Origin of the sequence: Nocardia pseudovaccinii NBRC 100343, assembly GCF_001613225.1 — a bacterium.
GTDB lineage: Bacteria > Actinomycetota > Actinomycetes > Mycobacteriales > Mycobacteriaceae > Nocardia > Nocardia pseudovaccinii.
Genome location: NZ_BDBY01000466.1, coordinates 1 through 2,226 on the forward strand (window position 1 = coordinate 1; position 2,226 = coordinate 2,226).

At 66.8% G+C, this 2,226-nt stretch carries 2 protein-coding genes; both read right to left on the bottom strand.

The features are described 5' to 3' along the window. A partial coding sequence (locus tag NP3_RS45910; RefSeq protein ID WP_218025087.1) for a beta-ketoacyl synthase N-terminal-like domain-containing protein occupies positions 1 to 405 on the bottom strand: 405 nt, incomplete at its 3' end. Between the two features lie 11 nt (positions 406 to 416). Further along, positions 417 to 2,226: type I polyketide synthase (locus NP3_RS45915; RefSeq protein WP_157125021.1), on the bottom strand; the 1,810-nt coding region annotated here is incomplete at its 5' end.

The following is a 2,226-nucleotide window of genomic DNA, read 5'->3' on the forward strand; positions in this document are numbered from 1 at the left end:
CGAAGTCTCCAACAGCAGAAACTGCTGCGGATCCATCAGCGCGGCCTCATTCGGGCTGATATTGAAGAACGCCGGATCGAATTCACCCGCGGCATGCAGAAAACCGCCCTCACGCGTATATGCGGAGTTCGGCGTCGCACCGGTCGGGTCGTACAAGCGCTCGGTGTCCCAGCCGCGATTCGCCGGGAACTCCGACGCCGCGTCCGTCCCGGCCGAAACCAGGTTCCACAGCTCCTCCGGCGAACCCACCCCGCCCGGATACCGGCACGCCATACCCACGATCGCAATCGGCTCACGAAGCGACGACTCGAGCTTGCGGTTGCGGGCACGCAACCGCTCGGTCTCCTTGAGCGAGACACGGAGGGCCTGAGCCAGCTTCTGAGTGTTGTCGTCGGGCTTGGTCATCAATCGGTCCTTCAGTCCTCGGAGGAGTTGTTGTAGGCCAGGTCGATCAAGCCGTCGATATCGAGCTCGTCGATCGACTCATCCGTGACGGTCTGATCGGTGTCGTCCTGGCTGTCCTGCCCGTTCGTGAGCTTCATGAGGGCGTCCAGCAGGCCCGCGTCGCGGAGACGGGCGAGCGGGATCGTCTGGAGGGCGTTGCGAATGCTGTTCTCCGACAGCTCCGTTGCCGGTTCCGAGTCCCGATGGCCGCCGAACTGGCCAGCGAGATATTCGGCCAGCGCCTGCGGTGACGGATAGTCGAACACCGCGGTCGCTGGCAACCGCAGACCGGTCGCGGTCGCGAGGGCATTCCTGAATTCGACAGCAGAGAGCGAATCGAAGCCCAGCTCGCTGAAGGGCCGATCGGGTGCGATCACATTCGCATTCCGATGCCCCAGAATTGTCGCGACCTGACCACGAACGATCTCTACCAGCACGCCGAGGCGTTCACCGTCGGGTGTGCTCGCCAACCGTGCACGCAGCGCCGCCGACGCACCCGAGGCCGCCTTCCGCCGCTGCGGGACCAGCCCGGAAAGCAGCACGGGCACTGCGGATCCCGCGCCACGCATGGCATCGAGATCCAAGCGGGCGAGGACGGGGGCCGCCGTGTCCAGCCCGGTCGCCGCATCGAACAGCGCCAGCCCCTGCTCCTGCGACAGCGGCAGCATGCCCGACCGGGACATCCTGCGCCGCTCGGTGTCACCGAGCTCCGCCGCCATACCGCCGTCCATACTCCACAGCCCCCAGGCCAGCGAGGTGCCGGGGAGCCCGGCTGCCCTGCGGTGCGCCGCCAGTGCGTCCAGGCAGGCGTTGGCCGCGGCGTAGTTGCCCTGACCCGCATTGCCGAATGCACCGGCCGCCGAACTGAACACGACGAACGCCTGCAACGGCAGCTCGGCGGTCAGCTCGTGCAGGTGCAGGGCGGCATCGACCTTCGGCCCGAACACCGCGTCCATGCGGGCCGGAGTCAGCGAGGCGATCGCACCGTCATCGAGCACACCGGCCATGTGGAACACACCGGTCAGCGGGTGGTCGGCAGGGACACCGACCAGCACCTGCGCCAGCGCGGCACGATCGGTGACGTCACACGCGACGAACTCGACCTCGGCACCGAGCTGCCGCAACTCTTCCCGCAATGCCGTTGCGCCGGGGCCGGATTCACCGCGACGACTCAGCAGCAACAGACGGCGAACACCACGCGCGGCCACCAGATGCCGGGCGAACAACCCACCGAGATAGCCACTGGCACCGGTGATCATAACCGTGTCGCCCGAACCGAACGATCCGGTCGCCGGAGCGTCGGTAGAGACGACCCGGCCGAGTCGCGCGACGTGTACCTGCCCATCGCGGATGGCCACCTGCGGTTCCTCGGCAGCCAGAATCCCACCCAGCAGAGCGTCTATTCCGGAATCGCTGTCGATCAGCACGATCCGGCCAGGATGCTCCGTCTGTGCGGCCCGAACCAGGCCGCCGACAGCGGCACCGGCCAAATTCGAAATATCCTCCCCGGCAACCGATACCGCACCACCGGTCCGAACCACCAGCACCGACTCGCTGAACCGAGGCTCGGCCAACCAGGACTGCAGTGCCTCCAGCACACCATGAGTAGCGGCACGAACGGTGGCGGGATCGTTGCCCGCCGGGCAGTCCAGCACCACCGCCGGTGGCAACTGGTCACCCAGGTCACCGAGATCTGCCCAGGAAACGGTGGCGATCTCGTTCTCGGACACCGTGATCGGTGTCCAGCGGACATCGAAGACTGCGGTGCGCGTAATGGGTGTG